The organism is Kitasatospora sp. NPDC056531 (assembly GCF_042794375.1).
Taxonomy (GTDB): domain Bacteria; phylum Actinomycetota; class Actinomycetes; order Streptomycetales; family Streptomycetaceae; genus Kitasatospora.
In genome coordinates this window covers 414,097-436,734 of the sequence record NZ_JBHTTU010000001.1, presented here as the reverse complement: position 1 = coordinate 436,734, position 22,638 = coordinate 414,097, and the positions used below count along the sequence as shown (strand labels likewise).

The 22,638-nt window shown below is 67.9% G+C and carries 20 protein-coding genes and 2 pseudogenes; 11 read left to right on the top strand and 11 right to left on the bottom strand.

All coding sequences use genetic code 11. The annotated features are described in order from the left end of the window. The first annotated feature begins 45 nt into the window (after window positions 1–45). A complete protein-coding gene (locus ACFQ87_RS02175) occupies window positions 46–513 on the top strand; it encodes a very short patch repair endonuclease (RefSeq protein ID WP_380608625.1) in 468 nt (155 codons plus the stop codon). On the opposite strand, the gene ACFQ87_RS02170 is transcribed toward ACFQ87_RS02175, so the two are convergent. The 4 genes from ACFQ87_RS02170 to ACFQ87_RS02155 all read right to left on the bottom strand — a co-directional run bounded on the left by ACFQ87_RS02170 (window position 510) and on the right by ACFQ87_RS02155 (window position 5,892). Beyond that, window positions 510–1,772 (bottom strand): DNA cytosine methyltransferase, encoded by a 1,263-nt coding sequence (locus ACFQ87_RS02170; protein WP_380608624.1) that lies wholly within the window; start codon window positions 1,770–1,772, stop codon window positions 510–512. The two genes, ACFQ87_RS02175 and ACFQ87_RS02170, sit on opposite strands and share 4 nt — an antisense overlap. A 141-nt stretch (window positions 1,773–1,913) precedes the next feature. Beyond that, complete coding sequence (locus ACFQ87_RS02165; protein ID WP_380608623.1) at window positions 1,914–3,746, bottom strand: DEAD/DEAH box helicase; 1,833 nt, start codon at window positions 3,744–3,746, stop codon at window positions 1,914–1,916. Beyond that, a complete protein-coding gene (locus ACFQ87_RS02160) occupies window positions 3,743–5,176 on the bottom strand; it encodes a ParB N-terminal domain-containing protein (protein ID WP_380608622.1) in 1,434 nt (477 codons plus the stop codon). Before ACFQ87_RS02160 ends, ACFQ87_RS02165 begins: the two co-directional genes overlap by 4 nt. A gap of 23 nt (window positions 5,177–5,199) precedes the next feature. After that, window positions 5,200–5,892, bottom strand: coding sequence for a hypothetical protein (locus ACFQ87_RS02155; protein ID WP_380608621.1), 693 nt, complete (start codon window positions 5,890–5,892; stop codon window positions 5,200–5,202). Between the two features lie 219 nt (window positions 5,893–6,111). Here ACFQ87_RS02155 and ACFQ87_RS02150 point away from each other — a divergent pair, with 219 nt between their 5' ends. Together ACFQ87_RS02150 and ACFQ87_RS02145 are read left to right on the top strand one after the other, a co-directional pair. After that, window positions 6,112–6,993, top strand: coding sequence for a hypothetical protein (locus ACFQ87_RS02150; protein ID WP_380608620.1), 882 nt, complete (start codon window positions 6,112–6,114; stop codon window positions 6,991–6,993). A gap of 207 nt (window positions 6,994–7,200) precedes the next feature. Further along, window positions 7,201–7,392, top strand: a pseudogene (locus ACFQ87_RS02145) (MazG-like family protein); the annotation flags it as partial. 652 nt (window positions 7,393–8,044) lie between these two features. Here ACFQ87_RS02145 and ACFQ87_RS02140 read toward each other — a convergent pair. From ACFQ87_RS02140 to ACFQ87_RS02120, 5 genes and pseudogenes are all read right to left on the bottom strand, one after another. Next, entirely contained in the window at window positions 8,045–8,536 is a 492-nt protein-coding gene (locus ACFQ87_RS02140) for a nuclear transport factor 2 family protein (RefSeq protein WP_380608619.1), read from the bottom strand. Between the two features lie 6 nt (window positions 8,537–8,542). Continuing rightward, complete coding sequence (locus ACFQ87_RS02135) at window positions 8,543–10,318, bottom strand: acetyl/propionyl/methylcrotonyl-CoA carboxylase subunit alpha (protein WP_380608618.1); 1,776 nt, start codon at window positions 10,316–10,318, stop codon at window positions 8,543–8,545. A gap of 465 nt (window positions 10,319–10,783) precedes the next feature. Continuing rightward, entirely contained in the window at window positions 10,784–11,428 is a 645-nt protein-coding gene (locus ACFQ87_RS02130) for a response regulator transcription factor (RefSeq protein ID WP_380608617.1), read from the bottom strand. Window positions 11,429–12,043: 615 nt separating this feature from the next. Further along, window positions 12,044–12,318 (bottom strand): annotated as a pseudogene (locus tag ACFQ87_RS02125) (IS5/IS1182 family transposase); the annotation flags it as partial. Between the two features lie 33 nt (window positions 12,319–12,351). Next, a complete protein-coding gene (locus tag ACFQ87_RS02120; RefSeq protein WP_380608616.1) occupies window positions 12,352–12,606 on the bottom strand; it encodes a hypothetical protein in 255 nt (84 codons plus the stop codon). Window positions 12,607–12,790: 184 nt separating this feature from the next. Here ACFQ87_RS02120 and ACFQ87_RS02115 point away from each other — a divergent pair, with 184 nt between their 5' ends. Continuing rightward, window positions 12,791–13,462, top strand: coding sequence for a ScbR family autoregulator-binding transcription factor (locus tag ACFQ87_RS02115; RefSeq protein WP_380608615.1), 672 nt, complete (start codon window positions 12,791–12,793; stop codon window positions 13,460–13,462). A 375-nt stretch (window positions 13,463–13,837) separates the two neighbouring features. Beyond that, window positions 13,838–15,085, top strand: coding sequence for a sensor histidine kinase (locus tag ACFQ87_RS02110; protein WP_380608614.1), 1,248 nt, complete (start codon window positions 13,838–13,840; stop codon window positions 15,083–15,085). Window positions 15,086–15,215: 130 nt separating this feature from the next. Here ACFQ87_RS02110 and ACFQ87_RS02105 read toward each other — a convergent pair whose 3' ends face one another. Both ACFQ87_RS02105 and ACFQ87_RS02100 read right to left on the bottom strand, forming a co-directional pair. Beyond that, complete coding sequence (locus ACFQ87_RS02105; RefSeq protein WP_380608613.1) at window positions 15,216–16,679, bottom strand: FAD-dependent monooxygenase; 1,464 nt, start codon at window positions 16,677–16,679, stop codon at window positions 15,216–15,218. A 65-nt stretch (window positions 16,680–16,744) separates the two neighbouring features. Continuing rightward, on the bottom strand, window positions 16,745–16,936 hold the full coding sequence (locus tag ACFQ87_RS02100; protein WP_380608612.1) for a hypothetical protein: 192 nt from the start codon (window positions 16,934–16,936) through the stop codon (window positions 16,745–16,747). A 212-nt stretch (window positions 16,937–17,148) separates the two neighbouring features. Here ACFQ87_RS02100 and ACFQ87_RS02095 point away from each other — a divergent pair, with 212 nt between their 5' ends. The 6 genes from ACFQ87_RS02095 to ACFQ87_RS02070 are packed head-to-tail and all read left to right on the top strand — an operon-like array spanning window position 17,149 to window position 22,520. After that, a complete protein-coding gene (locus tag ACFQ87_RS02095) occupies window positions 17,149–18,624 on the top strand; it encodes an FAD-dependent monooxygenase (protein ID WP_380608611.1) in 1,476 nt (491 codons plus the stop codon). Window positions 18,625–18,668: 44 nt separating this feature from the next. Further along, window positions 18,669–19,325, top strand: a complete 657-nt coding sequence (locus ACFQ87_RS02090) for a TetR/AcrR family transcriptional regulator (RefSeq protein WP_380608610.1) — start codon at window positions 18,669–18,671, stop codon at window positions 19,323–19,325. A 30-nt stretch (window positions 19,326–19,355) separates the two neighbouring features. Next, entirely contained in the window at window positions 19,356–19,685 is a 330-nt protein-coding gene (locus tag ACFQ87_RS02085; RefSeq protein ID WP_380608609.1) for a TcmI family type II polyketide cyclase, read from the top strand. A 37-nt stretch (window positions 19,686–19,722) separates the two neighbouring features. Next, a complete protein-coding gene (locus ACFQ87_RS02080; RefSeq protein WP_380608608.1) occupies window positions 19,723–20,991 on the top strand; it encodes a beta-ketoacyl-[acyl-carrier-protein] synthase family protein in 1,269 nt (422 codons plus the stop codon). Next, entirely contained in the window at window positions 20,988–22,205 is a 1,218-nt protein-coding gene (locus ACFQ87_RS02075) for a ketosynthase chain-length factor (RefSeq protein ID WP_380608607.1), read from the top strand. The genes ACFQ87_RS02080 and ACFQ87_RS02075 overlap by 4 nt, the downstream gene beginning before the upstream one ends. A gap of 42 nt (window positions 22,206–22,247) precedes the next feature. Further along, complete coding sequence (locus ACFQ87_RS02070) at window positions 22,248–22,520, top strand: acyl carrier protein (RefSeq protein ID WP_380608606.1); 273 nt, start codon at window positions 22,248–22,250, stop codon at window positions 22,518–22,520. The last annotated feature ends 118 nt before the right edge of the window (window positions 22,521–22,638 follow it).

The window sequence follows — 22,638 nt, the reverse complement described above, 5'->3', positions numbered from 1 at the left end:
CCAGGGCGGCCGCACTGTGGCCCGGAAACCTGGGAGACTGACCGCATGCGCGATTCTTCGGGTTGGGAACCGCCACCGGGCTCGTGGGCATCCTCGGCAGCCCGGCGCCGGAACATGCAGGCGATTAGGTCACGCGACACCAAGCCCGAGCGAGTCATTCGCCAGCTGCTGCACGCCAAGGGCCTCAGGTACCGCGTCGCTGCCCGCCCGCTACCGGATCTGCGCCGCACAGCCGACATTGTTTTCCGGCCAGCACGAGTCGCCGTGTTCATCGATGGCTGCTATTGGCACGGCTGTCCAGAACACTACGTGTCACCCAAAACCAACCCGGGCTACTGGTCGGACAAGGTGACACGCAATGTCGAGCGGGATCGCGACACTGATCAGCAGTTGACAGAGGCAGGCTGGCTCGTGCTCCGCTTCTGGGAACATGAGCCATCGGAAGTCTGCGCCAAGAAAATTGCCACCACGGTTGCTTCCCGGCGTGCAGATTTGCATGCGCCCGGCAACTAGAACAATGGCGGCTCGCCAGTTTCTGGCATCGAGCAGTCTCCCTCATCCAGCACATAGCGCTTGCTCAGCGCAGCCCTCCGTTCCGGCCGCAAGACAGCTGCGATAGCCCGCCCCACAGCCTCTGCCACTGGCGGTGGAAAGGCATTTCCGACCTGGCGGTAACGCGCCGTCTTTCCGCCCTTGAAATCCCATTCGGGAGGGAATCCCTGAATAAGGGCAGCCTGGCCCACGGTTAGCATCGGGCCATTCTTGCGGAACAAGTCTCGAGGAGCATGGCAATCCTCTGCGTCATTGGCAACGCCGGTTGCATCGACTCCCATGTCTTTCCATGCACGCTTGGCTCGAGTCGGACCAAGGTCAGCCCCACCATGTTTCTTGGAGCCGCCGACCAGCGTCGGCGCAACCCCCTCATTCGGACCCGATTCTGCTTTCTGAGCCATGTCCCACCATCGGTTGAACGCCTCTTCCCCAGTAGATTCCCCAGGCTTCGGCTTCTCACCGTCCCCGTTCGTCTCCCAGAACGCACTGTAGCGCTCACGCATGGAGTCATGGAGAACGTCAGCGACCGAAACTGAATCCCCGATAATACGCTTCGGCCAAACGAATCGATTGTCACCCAGGAAATCCTTATGGATCGCCACAAGGATGGCCCGTGGCCTGAGCTGGGGAACGCCAAAGTCTCGCGCATCAAGCCGTCGCCAAACGCTCCGCATCTCCATGTCCTGCCGCTGCGGCGACCACCCGCGATTGACCTCTGGCACGACATAGCCCATGTCTCCGAGCTCGCCGACAATCCTCCTGCGATAGTCGATGAATACCTGCGGAGGCTCTAGAATCCCACGGACATTTTCAATCATGACAGCCTTTGGGCGAAGCCTGTCTACAATTTTGAGCATGTCCGGAAAAAGATCACGCTCATCGTCTTCGCCTAGCTGCTTTCCGGCCAGCGAAAATGGCGGACATGGCACCCCTCCCGCGAGGAGATCGAGTCGATATGGCTCGAGTGCCAGCTTCTTAAAGAGCTCCGAGTCCAAAAACTCTCGGACATCCATGGGCTCAAGTTCATTGGCCCGCCTCTTATTCCAGCCAGGCCAACGGTGAATGTTTGCCCCGAGCGTCGTAACGGCGTGAGGATCCAGCTCCAGCAGAGCCAGGTGCTCGAAGCCGGCCCTGTGCAGACCGACAGCCTGGCCTCCCGCGCCCGCGCAGATCTCGATCGAGATCAGTGGGTCGGTGTGCGGGCTCTGGCTGGTCGCCATCGGCGCGGTCCTCCTGGTGTGACGCAAACAAGTTGCTCAAGTGTCGCAGAGGCGGCACTGAGTTGCCGAGTTGCAGTCGCTCACCGTGGAACCGCAGTCGAAGAGCGCTGGTACACGTGGCCCCAGCGCCCGTCAACGCTATCAGTTGTGCCAGCTCTGCCCGGCTCGCATGTGACTCAGAAGGGCCTCAATATCGCTGGGTGCCAGCCCGGCAGCAACCGACGGCTCCTCTTGCAGGTCGGCAAGCTGCTGCACAGCTGGGTCATCAAGGATCTTGCCCATGAAGTCGAGCTTCTGCTCGAGTCGCACCTCAACCACCTCGTCGATCGTGTTGCGGACAGCAAGCACAGTCACCTTGGTCTCGGCCTCACGGTCGAGCCCGAGCCGGTGGATGCGGTCGATGCTCTGCAGGAAGCGTCCCGCCACGAAGTCACGGTCCACGTACACAGCGTCGTGGCATACCTGGTGCAGGCTGATGCCTTCGCCCAACGTCGCCGGGTTGGAGATCAGCACCATGCAGGCCGGATCCTCACGGAACCGCCTCAGCTGTTCGTCGCGATCAGCTGTTCCGCCATGGACAACGGCCGGAGCGAACTTCTCCAGCAGCTTGGCCAAGGTGGTCAGGCTCCGCACAAACGTGGTCCAGATGAGCGTCTTCCGCCCCTTCTCTGCGTTCTCAGCGACTATCGCGGCAGCCTCCTTGTACTTGGGAGACAGCTCATAGTCCGGGAGGTTCTGCAGGAGCGGGAAGAGGGAGTCGCTCTGGGGGATTTCCAGCGGCGGCAGCCGGTAGGCGAGGGGTTCGTGCCGGCTCGATCCCTCCACCAGCAGGGCTGGACTTGTCGCAGCCATCAGCAGGCGGAGTGCCGACCTGCCGAGCGCGCTTAGATCATCCCGAGTCGCGCCGGTCTGCATGCCGCTGACCAGCGAGGTGTAGATCTCGCCATGCAGCTCCGGCATGTCGACGTACCGTTTCTCCGTCTTCATCGGAGGCAGCCCAAGCTCATGCTTCGTGGTCCGGGTGAACAGCGGTCGCAAGACCGTGCTGGCGTATGCCAAGTCTCCGCCTGCCACCGCCCGCGCAACCGATCGCTGGCCATGCCCTGGCCAGACAAAGCCAAGAAGGCTCTCCAGGTCCCGAGCGCCATTCGGTGCCGGCGTACCAGTGAGGATCAGCCGCCGCCTCGCAAGAGGTCCCAGTGCCATGCAGGCAGCGCCGTAGGTGCCTCGAACGCCTAGCTTCATCCGGTGGGCCTCGTCGAGAATGATCATTGACGGGGCTGACGAAAGCCACCCACTTAGAGTGGACAGCGACCTGTCCAGCCGTTCGTAGTTGACGATCAGTACTTCAGCCCACTGATCCAGCGTCCGGTCGAAGACCTGGGTACGCAGGGGGTATCTGAAACACACGCCAGTTTCATAGTGCCAGGACTCATACGCAGACTTAGGGCACACGACAAGAAGCCGACGGACGCTGCCCGCAGCCTTCTGGGCGGAGTAGACTGCGAGCGCCACGCGCGTCTTGCCCGCGCCCGGGACACTGAAGTTCGCGCCGTGCTGCAAGGACAGGAGCTTGGCAATATCGCGCCGCTGGAACTCTCCCAGCTCTGCCTTCCAGTCGATTCCAAGGAGGTTGAGCACATCGCTGGGCTTAACCTCGCCCCGCCCTGGCGAGGACTCGAGCCGTTGCTGGACCTTGGCGGCATCCTGCAGAACTCCCAGAACCAGATCTTGCAGCTCGGGAGCCCACTGGACACCTACGTGATCAGGCCAGCCGTTGATCTCTCCGATCCCGGTCAGCAGGTCATCGAGGTCCACAGAGGCAGAGAGTGGGCCAAGCTGGCCGCCCGTTCGGAAACGGGCGACCAGCCGGACGAGATCCTCGCGGTGGTGCTCAACTGTCCTGAGCACCACCTTGGTGCGCGTCTCGTCAAAGGCGAGACGGAGGGAAGGACCGACCGTTGCCTCGGTCATCGGCTGCCTTCCACTGCGGTTGCCTCAATCAGCCACGAGACGCCATCTCCCGGGCTCGGCATGCCGCGTCCGGCCTGGTGAGCCAGCTTCCGGAGGCTTTCACGCAACTTCAGCACCGCCTCATCGAATGCCTCCTCATCAAGAGTCCGCGACGTCCGAGCCTGGACTAGGTCCACAACGCACTGGTCAATATCAGCGCATGCCTCAGCCAGACGGGCGGGAGCCAGCTGCTTGCGCTTCCGGACGCGCGCATCTCGGCCGGCGGCATCAATCGCCTGGTTGAACGCCTCCTTGGCACTGTCGACGATTGCCTGGGCGCCCGCCTGCCCGCCCTCGCCCAACTCGCCATCTGCTTTCCGCACAGCGGCCGTGGCCCGAAGGATGTGGTCGTTCAGCGCCCTGGCTGCGGCCACTCCAGACGTGCCAGTTGGCACGGAGACTCCAAGGCCAGGAATCGACACGCTCTCCGGCTCTGAACCCTGCGCGACTGCAACGAGATCTGGCGGCATCGCCTTAAGGAGGTATTCCTGCTGGAGGAACTCCTCGTCGATGTGACGGACGTCCGTCTTGGAGAAGCCCAGGAGAATCGCGGTCAGCCGTGTCTCCTTCAGGATCTCTGCCTGGTCCCGCTCGACACCCTGCAGCTTCTCGTAGAGGCGGTGGAGCTCCTTGAGCTTCTCCTGGTCGTCCTCGAAGTCGACCAGCCGAAGAGCCACGCCACCACCGCTCTTGCTTCGGTCGATCAGCTCGCGGATCGTGCTGAGGATCCACCTCTCCTGGTGGTAGGTAGCCGGACGGATCCTGAATTCCTTGGCGATCGCCTCGGGCGTCCTGCCGAGGGCCGCCTGCTCCTCCATGGCAAGGAGGCGGTTGAGATACGAGTAGTCCCGCCGATGGTCCTTGCGGAGCTGCAGCGACAGCTCAACCGCATTGATGTCGGACCACGTGAACGAAGCCGGCAGAACGCCCACCCGCATCGACCGCGCACCGATCTCTCGAAGCGCAGCAGCACGGGTGTTGCCGTTCACCAGGATGCCGTGGTGCGTGACGAGCCCCGGGTCGGTCTGACCGAACTGCTGCAGGCTCTCCTTCAACTTGTCGAAGTCGGGGTCCCGGCGATTCGGGTTCGCCGGCTCTGCCTGGAGCAAGAACCTCAAGTAGTCCTGGCTCTCCGCACTCCACGGATCCCGGTCGAGTGCATCGTCCCGGGCCGGGTCGTGGCTGCGCTGCGCGCGGACACGATGGGTACTGGGGTTGAAGTAGAGGCCGTCAAGAGGCAGGTCAATCACCTCGGAGTGCAACGGCTGCTCATTCCAGTCAACCGTGACCGTCTCCCGAGTCCCGCCCGAGCTCTTCACCTCCTCCAACCGCGTTTTGATCAGTTCGCTGAACTCAGCCGCGCGCGGCGGCGGCGGGAACTCGTGGAACATCACAGCCCTCCCCAAGCCTCTCTCTACTTACCCTCAGCATTTACGGCCTTTGCCACAGCCTCACGGGACGCAGCCGGCATAGTCCGGTAGAAACCCCACAGCTTCTCAAGTGCGCTGAGGGTACGGCGGTCAGCTTCGATCCACCCGCTCAGGACCTTCCGCTCAAGCTCCGTCAGAGCGGACACTGCCGTGAGCAGCTCATCAAGCCCGGCCTCCCGGTCAACACTGCCCGCGCTGCATCGCTGGCACTCAGTCACCAACTGAACCTCAACAGTCCCGTCAGCCAGCCGGACCTTGCGTCGGGAGACGTTCAGCTTCGACGTCTCGATTCCGTCACCGTACGACTCACCGGCACCAACACCGCAGGTCCGGCAGAGGAGGTTGTCGGCCAGCATGACCTTGTTGCGCTGCGCAGCAGTGAGGCTGTTCTTGTGCGCAGGCCCCTTGTTCTGACCGGGCAGCCAGACCTCTGCCCCCTTGTGCACGTACCGCTGCTCCTCCTGCTTCAGAGAGGGATCGTCGCGGCTGGTGTCGATCCGCCACCCGCGGTCACGAAGATCCCGGACGCGGCGGTCGATCTGCTGATCATCCGGGAACGCCTCGCGCAGCCTGGCCTTGGTGAAGATCTTGCCCTCCCCCACCTCAGTCTCCAGCCACAGAGCGGCGCGGACCATGCCCCCGTACTTCTTCCTGTCCTGCCAGGACGGCAGCGTCATGTTGGGCCTCCGATCGACCAGTTGCTCGGCACACTCGCCTAACCCCGTGCGTCATCCCGTCGCACGCGGCGTGTTCTCGCCCCAGGTTCCCCCGCGGTCCACTCATCCCAGCACCGGCACGGGAGGTAGGTCCAGCGAAAGGCGATGTTGCAGGCTGATAACTCAAGACTGGCACTGCACAATTGACCGTCTGAGACTGATCGAGGGAGGCAAGTGCGGGTGCGAGCAGGACAGATTGGGACCCGGATCGATCCGAGCCTTCCGCCTGGCAGGCGGCAGCTAGCAAAAGCCCTGGTCGCCGTGTACGGACGCCTCGGCACCTCGACCTTGGCCGAAGCCACTGAGCTCCTCGCCTCTCATGGGTACAAGAAGCACGCAAGCGAGATATCTCGCTACTTGAACGGCGTCCACGTGCCGCCACGAGGCTTCGTTGAGCGCCTCTACGACGTCGCCGCCGAAAGGGCTAGCAACACCCGGTTCCGCCTGGCGAAGCAGGAGCTCTTAGCACTCCACGCCAGCGCCGAGTCGACCCTCTGCAAAGCGTGTCCGAAGGTTGGGCGCGAGAACGACGATCTGCGAAGCGCGATGGCGGGTCTGAAGCAGACCAACGGAGAGCTGCTGGAAAGGATCGACTTCCTCCAGCTCAAGGGCGACCAGCATCAGGCCGAGAACCTTGAGCTGCGAGACCGGGTCGAGCAGCTAGACGAAGAAAGAGCCGGCTTGGAAGCGGCCCTCGCGGCGACCCGTGATCGGTCCGCTCCGCTGCCGGTCCCCTCTCTGGCAGGGGACCGGCAGCGGAGCGCAAGCGACGTGCTGGCGGCACAGCAACTTGTCAGGCAGGCAGAGGAAGTCCACAGGCTGGGCGAGGATTCTGCAGTGCTCTCACTGCTCGGGGAGGCGTCCCAGGTCCTGACACCTCTCGAGAGTGCAGCCGCTCTCGTTCTCCTGCGCCAGCAGCGGCGCAATCAGCTTGCCGAGACCTTGCTCGGAATCTATGGCCGTGACCAGCCTGAGAAGCACGTCATCAGAGCCGCTCTCGAGCTGCACGACTACGGCATGGCCGCCGATGCCGGCGCTTTGCTGCGGGCATCAGTGCGCTAACGGCCGGCACAGCCGGCGATGGCGTCCCGCTGTGTGGTGTAGCCGATCACGATTAGGGCGTACGCCGGGGGCGCGTGCTCTGTGAGGCTCCGCTCCCTGCCCGTGGAACGGGCTACCAAGCAACTCTTCCAAGTGAACGGCCAGTTCAACACGGGAGGTGCAAGGTGGCCCTGTCTCAGCATGACCTACTCCGGCTGCTGGGAGCGGCTGCTGCGAATCGTGAAGCTGTCCGAGGAGGTCGGCGAGGTCGGTCAGGCCGTGATCGGGGCGACCGGGCAGAACCCGCGCAAGGGCGTGACGCACTCGTGGGAGGATGTGCAGCAGGAACTGTGCGATGTCGTCATCGCCGCGCTGGTCGCGCTGCGAACGCTGACGCCCGAGGCCGAGCGGGTATTCACCGCAGCCGAGCGGCGGTCGAGCAGTGCGCGGCGGGAGGCCTCGGCGCGCCGTTCTATGCGTGAGCGATGCGTGAGCGGACGGGGCAGCACGTGCCGGTTCGGGCGGGATCTCGGATCACGGCGCAACGTTCTGACCTGCGGGTTCATCACCAAGTGATCGATGCCAGCAGCCGCCAGCATGATCACTCTCGGGCTCGTAATGCGTAGGTCGCGGGTTCGAATCCCGCAGGCGGCTCAGCGAAGGCCCAGGTCACATAGTTCGTGACCTGGGCCTTTTGTCTTTCCGCAACCTTTCGTCCCGGGCTTGCGTGAGACGGACCTTCCGTCCGCCACGAGGCGACCGTGCCGGTCGCAGCCCTCGTCGACCCCGGCGTGGACATCGGGGTGCTGGCGGAACTGGTCGACGATGCCTGCAGTGCGCACTGCCGCGGTCCGGTTGTGCGTGCGCCCGGGACGGGCTGTCCCGGAGAACGGGGTCCGGCCTTGACCGTCACTGAACGTGGTGGTCTTGATCGTGTTCCGTCTCCGCTTGCCGGAGATGAACGCCTTGCGGCCGGGGTTGCCCGCGGCTGGACCGCGCCCTGCCCGCCCGGGGCCTGTCCGACCCGGAACGGGCGGGCGCGGTGCACGTGGCGGTTGCGTGACGGCAGTCCCTAACGCGCCGCGGTGGCGATGCTGCCGGTTCCGTCGTTGAGCCAGACGATCGCCGTTGCCAGTCTGCTGATGCGCCAGCCGGTGGCCGTGCGCACCGCCTCGAAGTCGTAGCGGGCGCCGCCGACGAAGAGCGGGGCATCGGGCCCGTGCGGAACATGGGTGGCCTGCACGTTCGCCCGCCCCGTCGCCATGTCACCGGCCACCTCGATCAGATGGTTCGTGGTCATGTGATGGGTGCGTGCCCACTGCGTCTTGGGCCCGCCGAAGAAGTCGGGCATGCCCGCGATACCGCGGTGTGTGCCGTTGGGCATGTCGAGCACGATGTCCTCGCTGAACAGCGAGCGGTACCACGTCTCGTCGCACCACTGCGGATTCGGGTGGTCGAGTCCGGAGACGAACCGGTCGATCAGCGCGCCGATCAGGCTCCGGTCCGTCAGGTCCCGCAGCTGCTCCTCGAGGCGGCCTATGCGTTCCTGGGTGCTGTTCGTCATGGTGTCTCAGTCCTTGATCTCGCAGATGGCGGCGCCGGAGGTGAGGGAGGCGCCGACCTCCAGGGACAGGCCAGTGATGGTTCCGGCCTTGTGGGCGTTGAGCGGCTGCTCCATCTTCATGGCCTCCAGGACCACGATCAGCTCGCCCTCGGCGACGACCTGGCCCTCCTCGACGGCGACCTTGACGATGGTGCCCTGCATCGGGGACGCGAGAGTGTCGCCGGAGGCGGCCGGGCCGGACTTCTTCGCCGCGCGCCGCTTCGGCTTGGCGCCCACAGCAGGTCCTGAACGCGCCAGCGACATGCCCATACCCACCGGGAGGGAGACTTCGAGCCGCCTGCCGCCGACCTCGACGACGAGGTTCTCGCGGCCGGGCTCGTCGGCCTCCTCGGCTTCGCCGGCCCCGCCTGCGAACGCCGGGATGGTGTTGTTGAACTCGGTCTCGATCCAGCGGGTGTAGACCGTGAACGGTTCGTCGCTGCCGTGCACCTCGGGTGCGAACGCCGGGTCGGTGACGACCGCCTGGTGGAAGGGGATGGCGGTGGCCATGCCCTCGACCTTGAACTCGTTCAGCGCGCGCTTGGCCCGCTCCAGGGCCTGCTTGCGGTCACGGCCGGAGACGATCAGCTTGGCCAGCAGCGAGTCCCAGGCCGGGCCGATGACCGAGCCGGTCTCCACGCCGGAGTCCAGGCGCACGCCCGGGCCGGACGGCGGGGCGAACAGCGTCACGGTGCCGGGCGCGGGCAGGAAGTTGCGGCCCGGGTCCTCGCCGTTGATGCGGAACTCGAAGGAGTGGCCGCGTACTTCCGGGTCGCCGTAGCCGAGCTCCTCGCCGTCGGCGATCCGGAACATCTCGCGGACCAGGTCGATCCCGGTGACCTCCTCGGTGACCGGGTGCTCGACCTGCAGGCGGGTGTTGACCTCCAGGAAGGAGATCGTGCCGTCCGTCGCCACCAGGAACTCGCAGGTCCCGGCGCCCTCGTAGCCGGCCTCCTTCAGGATGGCCTTCGACGCGCGGTACAGCTCGGCGTTCTGCTCCGGGGTCAGGAACGGCGCGGGCGCCTCCTCGACCAGCTTCTGGTGCCGGCGCTGCAGCGAGCAGTCACGGGTGGAGACGACCACGACGTTGCCGTGCTTGTCCGCGAGGCACTGGGTCTCCACGTGCCGCGGGTTGTCCAGGTAGCGCTCGACGAAGCACTCGCCGCGACCGAAGGCGGCGACCGCCTCGCGCACCGCGGACTCGTACAGCTCCGGGATCTCCTCCAGCGTGCGGGCGACCTTGAGGCCGCGGCCGCCGCCACCGAACGCCGCCTTGATGGCGACCGGCAGGCCGTGCTGCTCGGCGAAGGCCACGACCTCGTCCGCACCCGAGACCGGGTCCGGGGTGCCGGCCACCAGTGGGGCGCCGGCGCGCTGCGCGATGTGCCGGGCAGCGACCTTGTCGCCCAGGTCACGGATGGCGTGCGGCGGCGGGCCGATCCAGATCAGGCCGGCGTCGATGACGGTCTGGGCGAAGTCGGCGTTCTCCGACAGGAACCCGTAGCCGGGGTGGACGGCGTCCGCGCCGGCGTCCTCGGCGGCCTTGAGGACCTTGGCGATGTCCAGATAGCTGGTGGCCGGGGTGTCACCGCCCAGCGCGAAGGCCTCATCCGCGGAACGGACGTGCAGCGCGTCCCGGTCCGGCTCGGCATAGACGGCAACGCTCACGATCCCGGCATCCCGGCATGCCCGGGCCACGCGGACAGCGATTTCACCACGATTGGCGATGAGCACCTTGCGCACGATGAGTCACTTCTCCCAGGGGTAGAAACCTGTGCACCACCCTGCCCGCCACCCACTTCAGGGATCTACGCACACCACTACACAGCTTGGTCAACTCCGGCCCCGCATCGCGCGGTTTACCGCGCACCGCGACGCTCCGGACCCTTCTCCCGGGCAACCCGGGACCAACGCGTCCTCTGCGAAGCCCCACCAACCGCCACGCCCCGGGACCGGTCGGCCGAAGCCGCAGTCGCCCGGGCCGTTGTCGTACGGGCCGTTGTCGTACGGGGGCGTGGCTGGGGCAGCCGCTGACCGGGGCCGCTCCTCGGCCGCTCCTTGGCCGTGGCGGGTGCCGACGCCGGGGCCGGCAACCAGTGTGAGGCGGGCGAGGCCGACCCTCGCGAGGGCGAGGTCCGCGGCCTCAGCGGACGCCACCGGCGGCGTCCGGCTGGAGGGCGACCGACCGACAGTTCCTCGTCAACCTTTTCAGGCGTGTCCGAGGCGGAATCCGACGCCTCGCACGGTGATGATCCAGCTGCTGGACCCCAGTTTGTTGCGCAGGCTGCTGACGTGGGTGTCGATGGTGCGCCCAGGGCGCGACAAGGAGTCGTCCCAGACCTGGGTCATCAGTTGTCTGCGGGAGACCACGGTCTCGGGCTGGGACGCGAGCAGATGCAGCAGGTCGAACTCCTTGCGGGTCATCTCCACCGGCTCGCCGTCGAGCAGCACTTCGCGCGTACCGGCGTCTATCCGCAGCGGGCCGTGCTCGATGACCTGCTCGAGGATCTGCGGCGGCCGGACGCGGCGCATGACGGCTTCCATCCGGGCCACCAGCTCACGGAATCCGTACGGCTTGATCATGTAGTCGTCGGCACCGGCCTGCAGGCCGAGCACCCGGTCGAGTTCAGAGTCCCGCGCGGTCAGGGCGATGACCGGGGTGTCCGACATGGCGCGAACACTGCGGCAGACCTCGAGGCCGTCGATGTCGGGCAGATCGAGGTCGAGCAGGATCAGGTCCGCGCTGCGGTAGGTCTGCAGGGCCCTGGCCCCCGTCGCCACGCTGTCGGACCGGTAGCCCTGTCGGCGCAGCCCCTGCACCAAGGAGTCGGCAGCCCGGGTCTCGTTCTCCACGATGAGCACCCGCAGGGGCTCGCGTCGAGGCCGCCCGGGCTGCTCCACAGGCGGCACCGAGACCGACTGCTCTCCCGGGTGGCCGCGGTCGTGATGCGAACTGAGTACTCGGTGCACCAAAAGATCCGAGGATGACCTGGTCATCTGCTCTCCCCCTGTAAGTCGGCGCTGAGCTCATGGTGTAGACGACCAGGAGAATACAAACCGACATCCCGGTTTGTCAAAGATTCAAGGGGGGCTGCCGCGGCGCTCGCCCGCCCTTGCCCGGTGCCTCAATCCAGCCGCGTGGCAGGGAGATTGACGTGTCCCTGTAGTTGATCTGGCCCCACCCCGAAGCCCCTCCCGAGACCCCTTCCGAGGCCCCTGCCGCTGCCGCCTCGCGCGGAAGCGGCGCCCCTGGGTTCCGTCCAAAGCGGACGTGACTCCGGGGCGGGAGCGACCGGCGCATGGATCACTTGAGACGTCGGGTGGCTCGATCGATCAGCGTCGACTCGCCCGGATCGGGGCGAACGCTCCTGCGGACAACGTCGGCTGTGAATCCAACTCGGCGATCAGGCATGGGAGTTGTTGTTGTCATGGCTATGGCCGGGGCGCACGCTGCGGAGCATTCAGCCTCTGCTTGCCCCGGTCGGCTGGCGAGCGCCCCGCCTTCTCTCCGCCGGAAGGGGACTTGGTGATGTAGCCACCCACCGGGATCCCGTCCAACTCGAGGCCGGTCATCCGGTCGCAGGCCTCGGGCGCCGGAGTGTGCACGGTCTTGGAAATCCCTTGCTCGGCCCACTGTTTGAGGCGGCGGATGGTACGGTCTGAGCACTCCGGGGGAGGTTCCGTTCGTATCCGGAGCCGTGGACCGGCGCAAGTGCGACATGCTCGAAGTCCGTTCGGTCGGGGCCCGACGGCGGTGTCCTCGTCGCGCAGGAAAATCAAGCGGTGCGGGTGCGGGAGGGGTCGTACCGCAGGTAGGTGATGTCGGCCAGGCGTACGGTGGCGGTGCGCCGGTAGCGGGTGACCGCGAAGGATGTGAGGGTGGCCGTGGCGGCCAGATCTTTCGGTGTGCCCAGGTGGGCGCCCTTGAGTGCGGGCCGTCCGCGCTTGCCGGTGCGGCCGGGGCGAGGTCGCAGACCACCGCGGACGCGGGCCGACGGGTGTGTGAATGTGCAGGTGACTCCAGCCTGCACGGTGGGATGGCGCCGCATCACCCACCGAGCGACCCCGACAACGATCAACTCGAAAGCCCGATTATCCAATACCGGGGAGTTGGTTTTATAGTGGCCGCAGTGTGCCGCGGTCTTCCCCGGCGTGCTGCTGGCGTCATCGACGAAGAGGGCGTACTGACGTCGCCTCCCAAACGGAGCCGAGAGAGTGAGCAAACAAGAACGGGCTACCCGTACCCGCAACGCGCTGATCCGCTCAGCAGCCCGGCTCTTCGAGCAACATGGCTATGTACAGACCGGGTTGACAGCGATCAGTTCGGGCGCAGAGGTCAGCCGTGGGGCCCTGACTTTCCACTTCGAGAACAAGGCCGCCGTCGCCAGTGCCGTCGAGCAGGTGGCCGTCCACCTCCTGCGCCGCGTCGTGCGCCAGGCCACCCTCGGGCAGAGCAATGCCATGCAGGCCATGGCGGACATGACCCACGGCTTCGCGTACCTGCTGAACGAGGACGTGGTCGTGCGCGCGGGCTTCCACCTCAACTGCGACTGGGCGCAGGGCACCGATCTCGATCTGCGCCAGGAGTGGCAGGGGCGTGTGCGGAGTTGCGTCACCCAGGCCGCGGACGACGAGGCACTGCTGCCCGACACGTCGCTGGAAGCCCTGGTGAACACCGTGACGAGCGCGACCCTCGGCATGGAGATACTCAGCCGGCGCGACAAAGTGTGGCTGTCGCGCTGTACGGTCACGGGTTTCTGGCAGCAATTGCTGGTCGCGGTCTGCGCGGAGAAGGCCCGCGCCGCGACCGACCCGCGGGGCAGCGACAAGGTCCTGGAGCAAATCGCGGAGATCCACCGGCAGTTCACCCGGGCACTGCCTCAGTAGAGAGCCCCAGCGGGTGTGCCGACCGCGACAAGGCCGCCGGTACCGGCAGTGCGACACCTCCCGTCCGCCCTCCCGGGGGCGCGCACGGCAGCAACGGCGCCCACGGCCTCTCCGACCAGCGCCGGGGCGTCTCGCGCCCCTCGGCCTGGCGGTCGGCGTTACCGGGCGCTGGTCGATGCGGAGAGGATCACCGCCGCGAGCGCCTCAGCCCCGAGATCATCGGGCGGTGGGGTTGTCCAGGACCGGATGGGTCAGGGCGTGGCGTTGTCGGCGAGGGCAAACGCGAGGGTTGACAAACAGCTCAGTCGGTTTGTTATCTTGATCGTCACTTGGCCCACGGTGCGCAACCGCGCCGGTACAGAGACGAGGCAGTTCATGGACCTGCACCCCCTGCCCGTCGGCCAGCCCGGAGTCGGGCTGCTCGAAGCCTTCGTCGGTCATGGCTTCGCCGCGGCACTGCAGGACGGTCTGAGCCGCCGGGCCACGCCCTACCGCGCACCCGGCCGCAGCGGCGGGGCCGGTTGCCGGCAACACGCCCCGAGATCCGGCAGGGGTGGCGAGGCGGAGCCCGCGCGGGTTGGTGTGCTGCTGCTCGACGGGGCAGGCGCCGTGCTGCGACGCTTCGAGGAGCGGCTGCACGCCCTGGCCGAGTCCGACGCCTTGCCGGAGCTCAACGTGCCTGCCGTGCGGGCCGTGTTGACCGCATACGCCCGGCGAATCCTGGCCGATGCCCGGGCCATCGCCGACGGTGCGGCCGTTGCGCCCACCGCGCTCGGCCCCGCTCTTCCCTGCCTGGCCCCGGAGTTGACCACTGCGGTGGGCACCCTGCTCACCGAGTGTGCGGTCCTGCACGCCGTGTCCGGAGCCCGCGCGGCTGTCTCCGCGCATGATGTCCCGTCGCTGGTCCGCGTGCTCGGCCAGGCCATCAGACGGCACTGCGCGACGTCGGTGGACACGGGTGACGCGCACGACGCGCTGTGGCGCGAGCGGCGCAGGCTCGCTCGGGAGATGCATGACGAACTCGGCACGCACCTGTCGGTGGCGCTGCACCATCTCGCCCTGCAGGCCAGGCACGACGAGGACGCCGCGGGTCATCTGGCGGTCGCCGCGACCGGTGTCCGCTCGGCGCTGGGGCACGCCCGCGACCTGATCACGGGCCTGCGCGACGAGACGGCCGTGCTACCGCTGCGCGAAGCCGTCGAGTCCTTCGTCGCGCTGGCCGCGCCCGGCGGCGTGCGGGTCACGTTCAGCTCCACGGGCAACGAGAACATCGTGCCCGAACTGTGGCGGCGGGAGTTGTTCCTCGCGATACGTGAATGCCTGCGCAACAGTTTCGCGCATGCACAGGTCGACCAGATCGTGGTCACCGGCCGCGTCACGCGCCGCTGGGTGCACTTTCGAGTGAAAGACAACGGCATCGGTTGTGCCGTTTGTGAGGACAATTCCGAGGATTCCGAAGGGGGTCCCGAAAGGCGTTCTGGTGTCGACAGCACTCAGCTCGGACACGGTCTGACCTACGCGGCGGACCGGATCGAGGGACTCGGCGGGCGGTTCGTCGCGGACGGTGCACCGGGCGAGGGCACATGCGTCAACATGCACATTCCCCTGGGCGCACGTTCGTAGAGCGGCAGTTGATCGTCGTATCGATCAGCTCGTCCTTTCGGGTCGACCGCTGTCGCTCAGTGGGCTCATCGATCGCCGGGTGGCGACGCGGCGTGTTCGTAGGCGGTTGGTGGACCGGATGGTGCCCTGATCAGCGCGGGTCGCCGAACCAGCCGCGCAGTGCCTCGGCGAGGCCGTCGCCGTCCGGGGCCCAGGCGATGTAGCCGTCGGGGCGGACCAGCAGCGCCGGAGCCGGCAGGGCGGAACGCGGCACGGGGACCGTGGTGACGACGTGCGCCCAGCCGGCCGCCTCCTGGGCCGGGACGCTGTCGCCGTCACCCGTCAGAAGCAACGGGCGCCCCTCCTCCAGCAGGCCGATGACGTCGTTGTCGCCGAGGGCGGCGTTGTCGAGGAAGCGGCCTTCCCACCGCGACGCGTTCGGCCCGCGGGGTGGCAGGTCCAGGCCCTGGGCGCTGATCATGCCGCCGACCAACCGGCTGCCCTCGTCCTGGGCGAGCAACTGCTCGAACAGAGCGCGCAGTTCGCCGAGCGCGGGGTCGGGCTTCATCAGGGCGAGCTGGGCCCGGGTGTTGGCGACGACCTGTTCGGCGACGGGCCGGCGCTCGGACTCGTAGGTGTCGAGCAGACCCTCGCCCGCGGTGCCCCGCAGCACGAACGCCAGCTTCCAGGCAAGGTTGAGACCGTCCAGCAACCCGGTGCTCAGCCCCTGGCCGCCGATGGGGAAGTGGGCGTGCGCGGCATCGCCGACGAGGAAGACCCGGCCCTTGCGGTACTGGTGGACGAGCCGGGTGAAGTCGCTGAACCGGCTCAGGCTCGTGGCCTCGGACAGCGGCACGTCGTGGCCGGTGATCCGGGACAGCTCCGTTTCGAGTTCCCGCCGGGTCAGCGGCGCGTGCCGGTTCGGGTGCGGAGCGCTCAGATCGAGGACGCGGACCAGGTGGCGGCCGTCCGCCAGCGCGCGGGCGACCGTCCAGCCGCGCGGCGTGCGCCGCCAGCCCTCCGACAGCGCGCCCGGCTCGGCGACCCGTACGACGCCCATGGCCGCGGAGACGGTCGGCAGGTGCACCTCGGAGCCGAAGCCCAGCTGCTCGCGCACGATGCTGCGGACGCCATCCGCCCCGACGAGGAAGTCTCCGGTGAACTCGGCCGTCCCGTCGGGGCCTTCGGCCACCACCACCGCCCGGTTCTCGTCCTGGTGTGCCGCGACGACGCGGTGCCCGCGCAGGATCCGCGCGCCCCGCTCCCACGCCTGTTTCTCGAACTCCCGCTCCAAATCGGCCTGGAGGCGCTTGAGGAGGGCGGGCGGCTCGCTCGCGGGCGCGGTGATGTCCAGCGCGGGCAGCCCGCCGAAGTGGAACGGTGTCGACACGGTCCCGGCGCGCTCGGCGGACACCGGCAGGTTCAGATAACCGCGGCGCACCAGGCACTGCACGGTTCGCGCGTGCAGTGTGTTGGCCTTCGGATGGTCGTCGACGGCTTCCTTGGCCTCCAGGACCACGGTCTCGATGCCGTAACCGGCCAGTTCCGCCGCCACGAGTAGGCCGACCGGGCCGCCTCCGGCCACGACGACACGCGTTGCCGCACCCCTGCGCATGGAACCCCCTGATCATGCCTCGGCGCCACTCCGCACCAGGGTGCGGAGGCTGACCAGCGCGCAACCTAGCACAGCCGTTCGAGCCGGAAGGGGCTGGTCAGACCCTGGCCCTCGCTGCCGGCCCGCGCCACCTCGACGCGGGTGGGCGGCAGGTGGTGCCGGACGGCCACACCCGCCAGGCCCGCGAGCCGTACCCCGTAGTGCCCGAGGAGCTGTTCGAGCGCCGCTCGTGCGCCGACGGTGACAAGCGCCCGCATGGCTGCAGTACTGGCCGGACGACCGGCGATCTGTCCTTTCTCTGACATTCGCCGGACGTATTTGTGGGGGGCGCACAAAGCCGTGAAGAAACCCTGCGCAGACCTGAACAGAAGCGTCTTGAAGTCCTTTCCCTGGGCGAAGAAACTCATTCCTAGCTTCCGCAGTTATGTGTCGAACCGAAGGAACCCCAGAAATGGCCAAGGAGAGGTACATGGACGCTTCAGTGATTGTCGTGGGCGCAGGCCCCGCCGGAATGATGCTGGCGGGCGAACTGCGGCTCGCGGGAGTCGATGTCGTCGTTCTTGAGCGCCTCGCGCAGCGCACCGGAGAATCCCGTGGGCTCGGCTTCACCGCACGCACCATGGAGATATTCGACCAGCGTGGCATCCTGAGCCGGTTCGGCGACGTGGAGACCAGCGACCTCGGCCACTTCGGCGGTCTGCCCATCGACTTCTCCATCCTGGAAGGCGCCAAGCAGGCCGCCAAGTCCGTGCCGCAGTCCGCCACCGAGACGCACCTGGAGGAGTGGGCCGCCAGCCTCGGCGCCGACATCCGGCGCAGCCACGAGGTCCTGGAAGTGACCGACGACGGCGACGGCGTCACCGTCAAGGTGCGCGGCCCCGAGGGCGACCACACCCTTCGCGCCGCCTACCTGGTCGGCTGCGACGGCGGCCGCTCCATGGTCCGCAAGGCGGGCGGCTTCGACTTCCCCGGCACCGCGGCGACGATGGAGATGTTCCTCGCCGACATCAAGGGTGTCGAACTCAAGACGCGCATGATCGGCGAGACGCTGCCGGGCGGCATGGTGATGGTCGGTCCGCTGCCCGGCGGCACCACCCGCATCATCGTCTGCGAGCGCGGCAACCCGCCGCAGCGCCGCGACGCCCCGCCGTCCTGGCACGAGGTCGCCGACGCCTGGAAGCGGCTGACCGGCGAAGACATCTCGCACGCCGAGCCCGTGTGGGTCAGCGCCTTCGGCAACGCGACCCGCCAGGTCACCGAGTACCAGCGCGGCCGCATCATCCTGGCCGGCGACGCCGCCCACATCCACCTGCCGGCCGGCGGCCAGGGAATGAACACCAGCATCCAGGACTCCGTGAACCTGGGCTGGAAGCTCGCCGCCGTCGTCAACGGCACCGCCACGCAGGACCTGCTCGACACGTACCACTCCGAGCGTCACCAGGTCGGCAATCGGCTGCTGATGAACACCCAGGCCCAGGGCCTGCTCTTCCTGAGCGGCCCCGAGGTGCAGCCGCTGCGCGACGTACTGACCGAGCTCATCAAGTACCCCGAGGTCGCCAAGCACCTGACCGCCATGGTCAGCGGCCTGGAGATCACTTACGACGTCGGTTCGGGCAGCCACCCGCTGCTCGGCAAGCGCATGCCGCACCTGGAACTCACCACCGCCAAGCGCGCCACCTCCAGCACCGAACTGCTGCACTCCGCCCGCGGGCTGCTGCTCGACTTCGCCGACAACCCGCGGCTGCGCGCCCGCGCGGCCGGCTGGTCCGACCGCGTCGACATCGTCACCGCCGAGCCCGGCCACCGCACCGAGGCCAGCGGCCTCAAGGACACCACCGCCGTGCTGATCCGCCCCGACGGCTACATCGCCTGGGCCGCGCCCGGCAGCCACCACGACCTGCCGATGGCGCTGGAGCGCTGGTTCGGCAAGCCGCTCGCCGGCTGAACGACATCACCCATCGATCCGCACGTCAACTGGAGGAGTACGCCATGGCCACGCTGCAGGCAACGATCGCGATCCAGGCCGGTCCGGCGGAGGAGCGCGGGGACGTCGTCCGCGCGGCCCGCACCGTCTTCGCCCGCGAAGGCTGGACCCACACCACCGTCCAGGCCATCGCCGAGGAGGCGGGGCTCGAACCGGCCGCGGTGGACCACTACTTCAGGGACAAGGAGCAGCTGCTCCTGTCCGTGCTGCTCGACAGCGCCGCGTCCGTCGCCGCCGCGCTGACCGTCATCGCCGAGGACCACCTCGTCGAGATCGACGACCTGGAAGCGGACCTCACCGCCCTCGGCCGCGCCTGGCTGGCGCCGCTGGCGACCTTCCCCAAGCACTTCGCCATCGTGCGGCACATCAGCGCCGAGGTCGACCGGCTCCCGGCCGGTGTCCTCGAGATGTGGCAGACCGCGGGCCCGCGGCAGGCCCAGCGCGAACTGGCCCGCAGGCTGCAGCGGATCGCCGACGCGGGGCTGCTCGACATCGCTGACGCCGACCACGCGGCGGGCCGGTTCGTGCAGCTGGTCGCGGGCAGCGTCGTGCAGCGCTCGTTCCACGGCGCCCTGCCGCTCGCGGACTTCGAGACCGACGCCCTGATCGCCGCGGGAGTGGCGGACTTCATCCGTCTCTTCGGCCCCACCAGCGCCGCCTGAGGCGCCGACACCCACGGAAGAGAGAAGACATTGCACAGCACCCTGATCGTGGCCCGCATGGACGTCGAGTCCAGCGTTCAGGTCGCCAAGCTCTTCGCTGAGTTCGACGAGACCGAGATGCCGCACCGCATGGGCACCCGGCGCCGTCAGCTGTTCTCGTACAACGGCCTGTACTTCCACCTGCAGGACTTCGACGGCGACAACGGCGGCGAGCTGATCGAGGAGGCCAAGACGGACCCGCGGTTCGTCCAGATCAGCCAGGACCTCAAGCCGTTCATCGAGGCCTACGACCCGGCCACCTGGCGGTCGCCGGCCGACGCCATGGCCACCCGCTTCTACAACTGGACGGCCTCCCAGTGATGCCGTCCGCCACCGACACGAGGGGAGGCCACCGCTAGTGGGCCGCCGGGTAGTAATCACAGGGGTGGGAGTGCTGGCGCCGGGCGGAATCGGCGCCAAGAACTTCTGGAGTCTGCTGAGCGAAGGACGCACGGCGACCCGGGGGATCACCTTCTTCGATCCGTCCTCCTTCCGCTCCCGGGTCGCGGCCGAGGCCGACTTCGACCCCGAGCTGCACGGGCTGAGCCCGCAGGAGATCCGCCGCATGGACCGCGCCGCCCAGTTCGGCGTGGTCACCGCCCGCGAGGCGCTCGCCGACTCCGGCCTCGACCTCGCCGGCTTCGACCCGCACCGCACCGGCGTCACCATCGGCTCCGCGGTCGGCGCCACCACCGGGCTCGACGACGAGTACCGCGTGGTCAGCAACAACGGCGCGCTCGACGAGGTCGACCACGCCTACGCGGTGCCGCATCTGTACAACTACTTCGTGCCGAGCTCGTTCTCGGCCGAGGTGGCCTGGGCGATCGGCGCCGAGGGCCCGGCCACCGTGGTCTCCACCGGCTGCACCTCCGGGATCGACTCGGTCGGCCACGCCGTCGAGCTGATCCGCGAGGGCACCGCCGACGTGATGATCACCGGCGCGACCGACGCCCCGATCTCGCCGATCACCATGGCCTGCTTCGACGCGATCAAGGCGACGACGCCGCGCAACGACGACCCCGAGCACGCCTCGCGGCCCTTCGACGGCACCCGCAACGGCTTCGTCCTCGGCGAGGGCAGCGCGGCCTTCGTCCTGGAGGAGTACGAGAGCGCCAAGAAGCGCGGCGCCCACATCTACGCCGAGATCGCCGGCTACGCCTCGCGCTGCAACGCCTTCCACATGACGGGCCTGCGCCCCGACGGCCGCGAGATGTCCGAGGCGATCAACGTGGCCCTGGCCGAGGCGCGGATGAACCCGGAGCAGATCGACTACATCAACGCCCACGGCTCCGGCACCAAGCAGAACGACCGCCACGAGACGGCCGCGTTCAAGCTGAGCCTGGGCGAGCACGCCTACCGCACCCCGGTCTCCTCCATCAAGTCGATGGTGGGGCACTCGCTGGGCGCGATCGGTTCGATCGAGATCGCCGCGTCGGTCCTCGCGATGGAGAACAACGTGGTGCCGCCCACCGCGAACCTGCACACCCCCGACCCGGAGTGCGACCTCGACTACGTGCCGCTGACCGCGCGTGAGCACCGCACGGACGCGGTCCTCACGGTCGGCAGCGGATTCGGCGGGTTCCAGAGTGCGATGGTGCTGGCCCGTCCCGAAAGGAGCGCGGCATGAGTGCCAAGGCAGTGATCACCGGTATCGGCGTCGCCACCCCCAACGGGCTCGGCGTGGACGAGTTCTGGGCCGCGACCCGCGTCGGCAAGAACGCGATCGACAAGATCACGCGGTTCGACCCGTCGTCGTACCCCTCGCAACTGGCGGGCGAGATCCGCAACTTCGAGGCGTCCGACCACCTGCCCAGCCGGCTGATCCCGCAGACCGACCGGATGACCCGGCTCGCCCTGGTCGCCGCCGAATGCGCCTTCGACGACGCGGGCGTCAAGCCGGACGACATTCCCGAGTTCGACATGGGCGTCGTCACCGCCTCCACCTCCGGCGGCTTCGAGTTCGGCCAGAACGAGCTGCAGAAGCTGTGGAGCCAGGGCAGCCAGTACGTCTCCGCGTACCAGTCCTTCGCCTGGTTCTACGCGGTCAACAGCGGCCAGATCTCCATCCGCAACGGCATGAAGGGCCCCAGCGGCGTCGTCGTCAGCGACCACGCGGGCGGCCTCGACGCCATCGCGCAGGCCCGCCGCCAGATCCGCAAGGGCAGCAAGCTGATCTTCTCCGGCGGCTTCGACGCGTCGATCTGCCCCTGGGGCTGGGTCGCGCAGATCGCCGCGGGCCGGATGTCCACCAGCGACCAGCCCGAGCGCGCCTACCTGCCCTTCGACGCGGCCGCCAGCGGCTACGTCGCCGGCGAGGGCGGCGCCCTGCTGATCCTGGAGGACGAGCAGACGGCCCGCGAGCGCGGCGCGGAGAACATCTACGGCGAGGTCGCGGGCTACGGATCGACGTTCGACCCGAAGCCGGGCAGCGGACGCGAGCCCGGGCTGCGCCGCGCCATCGAGGTCGCGCTGGCCGACGCCGGTGTCACCGCCGACGAGATCGACGTGGTCTTCGCCGACGCGGCCGGCACCCCGCAGCTGGACCGCGAGGAGGCCGACGCCCTGATCGCCGTGTTCGGACCCTCCGGCGTCCCGGTCACCGCGCCCAAGACGATGATCGGCCGCCTCTACTCCGGCGCCGCCCCGGTCGACGTGGTCTCGGCCGTCCTCGCCATGCGCGAGGGCCTGATCCCGCCGACGACCAACGTCGAGCTCTCGCCCGAGTACGACATCGACCTCGTCGTCGGGCAGCCGCGCACCGCCCTGGTGCGCACCGTGCTGGTGCTCGCCCGCGGCTACGGGGGTTTCAACTCCGCCGTGGTCGTGCGCTCCCTCGACTGACGCATCCCACCAACTCCGCCAACTCCGAGGAAGGGGACACCCATGTCCGCCCAGGAATTCACCATTGAGGACCTCAAGCGCATTCTGCTCGAAGGCGCCGGTGCCGACGAGGCCGTCGACCTCGACGGCGACATCCTCGACACCGACTTCGAGGAGCTGGGCTACGAGTCCCTCGCGCTGCTCGAGACCGGTGGTCGTATCGAGCGCGAGTACGGCATATCCCTCGACGACGACACCTTCACCGACAACCGGACCCCGCGGGCCCTCGTCGCCGCGATCAACGGCTACCTCACCGAGCTCGTCGGCGCCGCCTGACCTCCGGCCGGCCCGCCGGGGGGCGGAGCGACCCCACGGGGGGGGAGATCACCCCACCAACCCTTCCCCCCCCTTTTTTTTTTTTGGGGGGCAAAAACGTTGCAACACGAAAAAAAAG

Coding starts and splice junctions, on each gene's coding strand:
- ACFQ87_RS02175 (WP_380608625.1), top strand. CDS start 46: ATGCGCGATTCTTCGGGTTGGGAACCGCCACCGGGCTCGTGGGCATCC.
- ACFQ87_RS02170 (WP_380608624.1), bottom strand. CDS start 1,772: ATGGCGACCAGCCAGAGCCCGCACACCGACCCACTGATCTCGATCGAG.
- ACFQ87_RS02165 (WP_380608623.1), bottom strand. CDS start 3,746: ATGACCGAGGCAACGGTCGGTCCTTCCCTCCGTCTCGCCTTTGACGAG.
- ACFQ87_RS02160 (WP_380608622.1), bottom strand. CDS start 5,176: ATGTTCCACGAGTTCCCGCCGCCGCCGCGCGCGGCTGAGTTCAGCGAA.
- ACFQ87_RS02155 (WP_380608621.1), bottom strand. CDS start 5,892: ATGACGCTGCCGTCCTGGCAGGACAGGAAGAAGTACGGGGGCATGGTC.
- ACFQ87_RS02140 (WP_380608619.1), bottom strand. CDS start 8,536: ATGACGAACAGCACCCAGGAACGCATAGGCCGCCTCGAGGAGCAGCTG.
- ACFQ87_RS02110 (WP_380608614.1), top strand. CDS start 13,838: ATGGACCTGCACCCCCTGCCCGTCGGCCAGCCCGGAGTCGGGCTGCTC.
- ACFQ87_RS02105 (WP_380608613.1), bottom strand. CDS start 16,679: ATGCGCAGGGGTGCGGCAACGCGTGTCGTCGTGGCCGGAGGCGGCCCG.
- ACFQ87_RS02100 (WP_380608612.1), bottom strand. CDS start 16,936: ATGCGGGCGCTTGTCACCGTCGGCGCACGAGCGGCGCTCGAACAGCTC.
- ACFQ87_RS02095 (WP_380608611.1), top strand. CDS start 17,149: ATGGACGCTTCAGTGATTGTCGTGGGCGCAGGCCCCGCCGGAATGATG.
- ACFQ87_RS02090 (WP_380608610.1), top strand. CDS start 18,669: ATGGCCACGCTGCAGGCAACGATCGCGATCCAGGCCGGTCCGGCGGAG.
- ACFQ87_RS02075 (WP_380608607.1), top strand. CDS start 20,988: ATGAGTGCCAAGGCAGTGATCACCGGTATCGGCGTCGCCACCCCCAAC.
- ACFQ87_RS02070 (WP_380608606.1), top strand. CDS start 22,248: ATGTCCGCCCAGGAATTCACCATTGAGGACCTCAAGCGCATTCTGCTC.